Here is a 6,263-nt window from a genome sequence, read left to right on the forward strand (position 1 = left end):
ACCTGTGACAGGTACCGGGGCCCTTCCCGTGTCTCGTGCGTCCGGCGTTACGGCCTGCGGGCCGAGGTGACGCGGTAGACGTCGTAGACGCCCTCCACGCCCCGGACGGCCTTCAGGACGTGTCCCAGGTGCTTCGGGTCGCCCATCTCGAAGGTGAAGCGCGAGGTGGCCACCCGGTCGCGGGAGGTCTGGACCGCCGCCGACAGGATGTTGACGTGCTGGTCCGACAGGACCCGGGTGACGTCCGACAGCAGCCGGGAGCGGTCGAGGGCCTCGACCTGGATGGCGACGAGGAAGACCGAGGACTGGGTGGGCGCCCACTCGACCTCGAGGATGCGCTCGGGCTCACGGGAGAGCGACTCGACGTTGACGCAGTCGCTGCGGTGAACCGATACGCCGCTGCCGCGGGTGACGAAGCCGATGATCGGGTCGCCCGGTACGGGAGTACAGCAGCGGGCCAGCTTGACCCAGACGTCCTCGACGCCCTTGACGACGACACCGGGGTCGGCGCTGGAGCGGCGCTTGGCGCGGCCGCGCGTGGGCGGGGCGGTCTCGACGAGGTCCTCGTTGGCCGCTTCCTCGCCGCCGAGTGCCTGCACCAGCTTCTGCACGATGGACTGGGCCGTGACATGGCCCTCGCCGATCGCCGCGTACAGCGAGGAGATGTCGCTGTAGCGCATCTCGTGGGCGAGCGTGACGAGCGAGTCGCCGGTCAGGATGCGCTGGATCGGCAGGTTCTGCTTGCGCATGGCCCGCGCGATGGCGTCCTTGCCCTGCTCGATCGCCTCCTCGCGCCGCTCCTTGGAGAACCACGCGCGGATCTTGTTGCGGGCCCGGGGGGACTTGACGAAGCCCAGCCAGTCGCGGGACGGCCCGGCGCCGGCGGCCTTGGAGGTGAAGACCTCGACGAGGTCGCCGTTGTCGAGGGTCGATTCGAGCGGGACGAGCCGCCCGTTGACCCGCGCGCCTATCGTGCGGTGGCCGACCTCGGTGTGGACGGCGTAGGAGAAGTCGACGGGGGTGGCGCCGGCGGGCAGCGCTATGACGTCGCCCTTGGGGGTGAAGACGAAGACCTCGTTGCGCGACAGGTCGAAGCGCAGCGACTCCAGGAACTCGCCCGGGTCCTCGGTCTCCTTCTGCCAGTCGAGCAGCTGGCGCAGCCACGCCATGTCGTTGAGGTGGTCGTCCTTGCCGGTGTTCTTCGGCACGTCGGTCCGCACCTTGGAGGCGCCGGCGACGGCCTCCTGCTTGTACTTCCAGTGCGCGGCGATGCCGTACTCGGCCCGGCGGTGCATGTCGAACGTACGGATCTGCAGCTCGACGGGCTTGCCGTTGGGTCCGATGACCGTCGTGTGCAGCGACTGGTACATGTTGAACTTCGGCATCGCGATGTAGTCCTTGAACCGGCCGGGGACCGGGTTCCATCGCGCGTGGACGGTGCCGAGCGCCGCGTAGCAGTCGCGGACGGTGTCCACGAGGACGCGGATGCCGACCAGGTCGTAGATCTCCGCGAAGTCACGGCCGCGGACGATCATCTTCTGGTAGACGCTGTAGTAGTGCTTGGGCCTGCCGGTGACGGTGGCCTTGATGCGGGCGGCGCGCAGATCGGACTGGACCTCGTCGGTCACTATGGCGAGGTACTCGTCGCGCTTGGGCGCGCGCTCGGCGACGAGCCGGACGATCTCGTCGTACATCTTGGGGTAGAGGATCGCGAAGGCGAGGTCCTCCAGCTCCCACTTGATGGTGTTCATGCCCAGGCGGTGGGCCAGGGGCGCGTAGATCTCGAGGGTCTCGCGGGCCTTCTTCTCCTGCTTCTCCCGCTTGAGATAGCGCATGGTGCGCATGTTGTGCAGGCGGTCGGCGAGTTTGATGACCAGGACGCGAGGGTCCTTGGCCATGGCGACGACCATCTTGCGGACGGTCTCGGCCTGCGCGGCCTCGCCGAACTTGACCTTGTCGAGCTTGGTGACGCCGTCGACGAGCAGGGCGACCTGGTCGCCGAAGTCGCGGCGCAGGGTGTCCAGGCCGTACTCAGTGTCCTCGACGGTGTCGTGCAGCAGACCGGCCATGAGCGTGGCCGGGTCCATGCCGAGCTCGGCGAGGATGGTGGTGACGGCGAGCGGGTGCGTGATGTACGGGTCGCCGCTCTTGCGCTTCTGTCCGCGGTGCCAGCGCTCGGCGACCTGGTAGGCGCGCTCGACCTGGCGGAGCGTCGCGGTCTCGATCTTCGGGTCGTTGGACCGGACGATCCGCAGCAGTGGTTCGAGGACCGGGTTGTACGGGGAGGAACGCTGGACGCCGAGGCGGGCGAGGCGGGCGCGCACACGGTTGGACGAGCCGCCGCCGGAGCGGGCCACGGGGGCGGGCGCGGGCTTGGAGGCCGGTGCCGGGCCGGGGGCCACGGGCGTGGGCCTGCTCTCCGCGGGCCGATTCTGGGGCGTCGCGGGTTCCGCCGCGGCCTTCTCGGCCTGCGGGTCGGGCTGCGCGGCGGAGAGTGGCTGGGCCTCGTCTGGCAAAAGCGCTCCTCTGGGGTCCCCCCGGACGGAGTCTGGGGGAGGTTCCGGGTCCCCCGGTCAGGCCCGGAAAGGCCATGGTATCGATCCGGGGGCCGCCGTGCTCACGCGTACGGGGGGTGAGACGGGCACCACGCGCCGGAACTGTCCCGTTCCGGGACATACCGGGAGAACGGCGAGGGCGCCCCGGGGATTCCCCGGGGCGCCCTCTCACCGCACGCGGCGCGGTGTCAGACCGTGATCAGTGCCTCCAGCGGGGCGCCGCGCAGCGCGAGCTCCAGGCGGGCCCGACCGGCGAGGAAGCCGAGCTCCATGAGGACCGCGACACCCGCGACCTCGGCGCCTGCCCGCTGGATGAGCTCCAGCGACGCCTCGGCGGTGCCGCCGGTGGCGAGGACGTCGTCGATGACCATGACGCGGTCGCCCGCGGCCAGGTCCTCGGCGTGCACCTCGATCTCGGCGGTGCCGTACTCCAGCTCGTACGCCTGCCTCAGCGTCGCACCGGGCAGCTTGCCGGCCTTGCGGACCGGGATGAAGCCCAGGCCCGCGCGGACCGCCACGGGGGCGGCGAGGATGAAGCCGCGCGCCTCCAGGCCTACGACCTTCGTCGCCCCGTGCGTGGTGCACAGCGCGGCGAGGGTGTCGGTCAGGGCGGTGAACGCCTCCGGGTCCGCGAGCAGCGGGGTGATGTCCTTGAACAGCACGCCCGGCTTCGGGTAGTCGGGGACGTCGCGGATCCGGCTGAGCAGCAGATCCGCGGTGCCCTGCGTCGCGTCGGTCATCAGTGGCGCTCCGACGACCTGCCGCGGCGGCCGCGCTGGCCGACGACGGCGGTACGGTCCTCGTCCTCGTAGTCGTAGTCCTCGGCGTCGGGGCCGTCCAGGGGCTCGCCCTTGGCGGCCGCGGCGGCCCGCTTGGCGAGCACCCGCTTCCTGAGCGCCTTGATCGCCGGCTCGCGCTCCTTGAGGTCGGCGACGAGCGGGGTGGCGATGAAGATCGAGGAGTACGCGCCGGCGGCGAGGCCGACGAACAGCGACAGCGAGATGTCGTTCAACATGCCGGCGCCGAGGACACCGCCGCCGATGAAGAGCAGACCGGCGACGGGCAGCAGCGCCACGACGGTGGTGTTGATCGAACGGATCAGGGTGCCGTTGATCGAACGGTTGGCCAGATCGCTGTACGTGTAGCGGGTCTGCTTGGTGATGTCCTTCGTTCCCTCCTTGAGGGAGTCGAAGACGACGACCGTGTCGTACAGCGAGTAGCCGAGGATCGTCAGCAGACCGATGACCGTTCCGACCGTGACCTCGAACCCGACGAGCGAGTAGATGCCGACGGTGATGGTCAGGTCGTGGATCAGGGCGATGAGCGCCGCTACCGCCATTCTCCACTCGAAGGCGATGGCCAGATAGATCACCACCAGGATCATGAAGATCCCGAGACCGGTCCATGCCTTGGTGGCGATCTGTTCACCCCAGCTGGGGCCGACCAGCTCCGCCGCGATCTTGTCCTCGGCGACGTTGAGGTCCTTCGCCAGCTCCGCGCGGACCTGGTCGGACTTCTCGGTGTCGAGACCGCCGACCTGGATGCGCAGCGCCCCGCTGCCGAGCTTCTGGACGAGCGCGTCGTGGCCGGAGGCCTCTTCCGCGTACTCCTGCGCCTGGGAGACCGAGACCTCGGACTTCGGGGTGGTGAAGACGGCACCGCCCTGGAACTCGATGCCCATGTTCAGACCGCGGACGGCCAGGGCCACGATCGCCGTGATGGTGATCAGGATGGACAGGCCGTACCAGAGCTTGCGGTTCCCGATGAAGTCGTAGGCGACCTCACCGCGGTTGAGCCGGGCGCCGAGACTGTCGCGCTTCTTCGCCATCTCACGCCTCCTTCGGGTCGACGGGGGCGGAGACACGGCGGGAGCGGCGCAGCGGCGGCTTGGCGCCGAGACGCTTCGGGTCCAGTCCGGACCAGGCGTGACCCTCGCCGTAGAACTTGGTCCGCGCGAGCAGCGTCATCAGCGGCTTGGTGAAGAGGAACACCACGACCACGTCGAGCAGGGTGGTCAGGCCGAGCGTGAACGCGAAGCCCTGGACCTTGCCGACCGTGACGAGGAAGAGCACGGCTGCGGCGAGGAACGACACGAAGTCGGAGACGAGGATCGTGCGACGGGCACGGGGCCAGGCGCGCTCGACGGCCGGGCGGAGCGTGCGCCCCTCGCGGATCTCGTCGCGGATGCGTTCGAAGTAGACGATGAACGAGTCGGCGGTGATACCGATGGCGACGATGGCACCACAGACGGCCGGCAGGTTCAGCGCGAAGCCGATGGTCGGGCCGAGCAGAGCCATGATCACGTACGTGAGGATCGCCGAGGCCAGGAGGCTGAGCAGCGCCACGAAGGACAGGCCGCGGTAGTAGATCACCAGGTAGAGGACGACCAGGGCCAGACCGATCGCACCGGCGATCAGGCCCGCCTCGAGCTGCTCGCCGCCGAGGGCGGCGGTGACGGTGTCGACGCTCTGGGTGTCGAAGGAGAGCGGCAGGGCACCGTACGACAGGATGTTGCCGAGGTCCTGGGCCGACTGCTGGGTGAAGCTGCCGGAGATCTCCGCGTTGGCGCTCAGCGTGGTGCGCACCGACGGGGCCGAGACGACCTCGCCGTCCAGCACGATCGCGAACTGGTTCTGCGGCTCCTGCTGCTGCGACAGCTTGCCGGTGATCTGCGAGAACTTCTTGGCGCCCGCTTCCGTGAACTCCATGTTCACGATCCACATGCCGCGCTGCTGGTCGAGGACGCCCTTGGCGTTGTCGACGTCCTTGCCGTCCACCTCGGCCGGGCCGAGGAGGTACTTCTCCCACTGGCCGATGGCGTTCTTGCCACAGGCGACGGTGGAGTCCGCGGGCTTGACGCCCTGGCCGGCGGCGGCACGCTGCTTCGGGTCGAGGCAGTTCAGGGCCGCGAACTTCTGCTCCAGGGCGGAGGCCGCGGGGTCGGCGCTCGGCGTGGCCGAGGGCTTGGGGCTGTCCGAGCTCTTCGGGGTGGCGGAACCGCTCGCCGTGGGCGTCGGGCTCGGGGCCTTCAGGGCCTCGGAGACCGCGCGGCCCTGGGTGGAGGCGCTCGACGACGGGGTGGCGGACTTCTCGTCCTTCTTGCCACTGTCGGCGGTCGCCCCGGAGGCCGAGGGCTTCGGCGACGCGGAGGAGCTCGCGTCCGGCGCGGGCTGCTGAGAGGGGGCGTAGGTCAGAACGGGCCGGAAGTAGAGCTGGGCGGTGGTGCCGACCTGCTCACGGGCCTGCTTCTCGTTCACACCCCGGGGGATGTTCACGATGATGTTCTCTTTGCCCTGCGTCTGGACCTCTGCCTCGGAGACACCCAGACCGTTGACACGACGCTCGATGATGCCGACCGCGGTGTTCATGTTGGTCTCGTTGACGGCGTCTTCCTGGCCGGGCTCGGCCTTCGCCTTCAGCGTGATCGACGTACCGCCCGCGAGGTCGATGCCCAGACGCGGTGTGGTGTGACCAGACCAGAACATTCCGCCCGTGAGCGCGACCATGGCGATCAGGATCAGAGCCAGGGCACGCCCCGGCCTGCTCTGGCCCCCCGCCGGCCGTCGGCCCTTCTTCGGTGCTGCCACCTTGTCGTTTCTCCCTGTCCAACCGCCCTGCGCCGGGTGTGCGCGGTGCGGCCACGAAGTGTGTGTGGGGACCTGCCCCCGCAGACGTGGAACCGTGCCGGGGACCGCGGACGCCGGTGGG

The 6,263-nt window shown here is 69.6% G+C and carries 4 protein-coding genes; all 4 read right to left on the minus strand.

The window, feature by feature from the left end:
- Nucleotides 1-47: 47 nt before the first annotated feature.
- Nucleotides 48-2,516 carry a RelA/SpoT family protein gene (locus ACFQ7Q_RS37230; RefSeq protein WP_383563418.1) on the minus strand — a complete coding sequence of 823 codons (2,469 nt, stop codon included), beginning with the start codon at nt 2,514-2,516 and terminating at the stop codon, nt 48-50.
- Nucleotides 2,517-2,743: 227 nt separating this feature from the next.
- The gene (locus ACFQ7Q_RS37235; RefSeq protein WP_383563421.1) at nt 2,744-3,295 is read right to left on the minus strand and encodes an adenine phosphoribosyltransferase; all 552 of its coding nucleotides are present in this window, start codon (nt 3,293-3,295) and stop codon (nt 2,744-2,746) included.
- Nucleotides 3,295-4,383 carry a protein translocase subunit SecF gene (gene secF, locus ACFQ7Q_RS37240; protein ID WP_383563424.1) on the minus strand — a complete coding sequence of 363 codons (1,089 nt, stop codon included), beginning with the start codon at nt 4,381-4,383 and terminating at the stop codon, nt 3,295-3,297. Before secF ends, ACFQ7Q_RS37235 begins: the two co-directional genes overlap by 1 nt.
- A gap of 1 nt (nt 4,384) precedes the next feature.
- Complete coding sequence (gene secD / locus ACFQ7Q_RS37245; protein WP_383563427.1) at nt 4,385-6,142, minus strand: protein translocase subunit SecD; 1,758 nt, start codon at nt 6,140-6,142, stop codon at nt 4,385-4,387.
- Nucleotides 6,143-6,263: the final 121 nt, after the last annotated feature.

The sequence above is a fragment of the Streptomyces sp. NPDC056527 genome, assembly GCF_042794475.1.
Taxonomy (GTDB): domain Bacteria; phylum Actinomycetota; class Actinomycetes; order Streptomycetales; family Streptomycetaceae; genus Streptomyces.

Coding starts and splice junctions, on each gene's coding strand:
- ACFQ7Q_RS37235 (WP_383563421.1), bottom strand. CDS start 3,295: ATGACCGACGCGACGCAGGGCACCGCGGATCTGCTGCTCAGCCGGATC.
- secF (WP_383563424.1), bottom strand. CDS start 4,383: ATGGCGAAGAAGCGCGACAGTCTCGGCGCCCGGCTCAACCGCGGTGAG.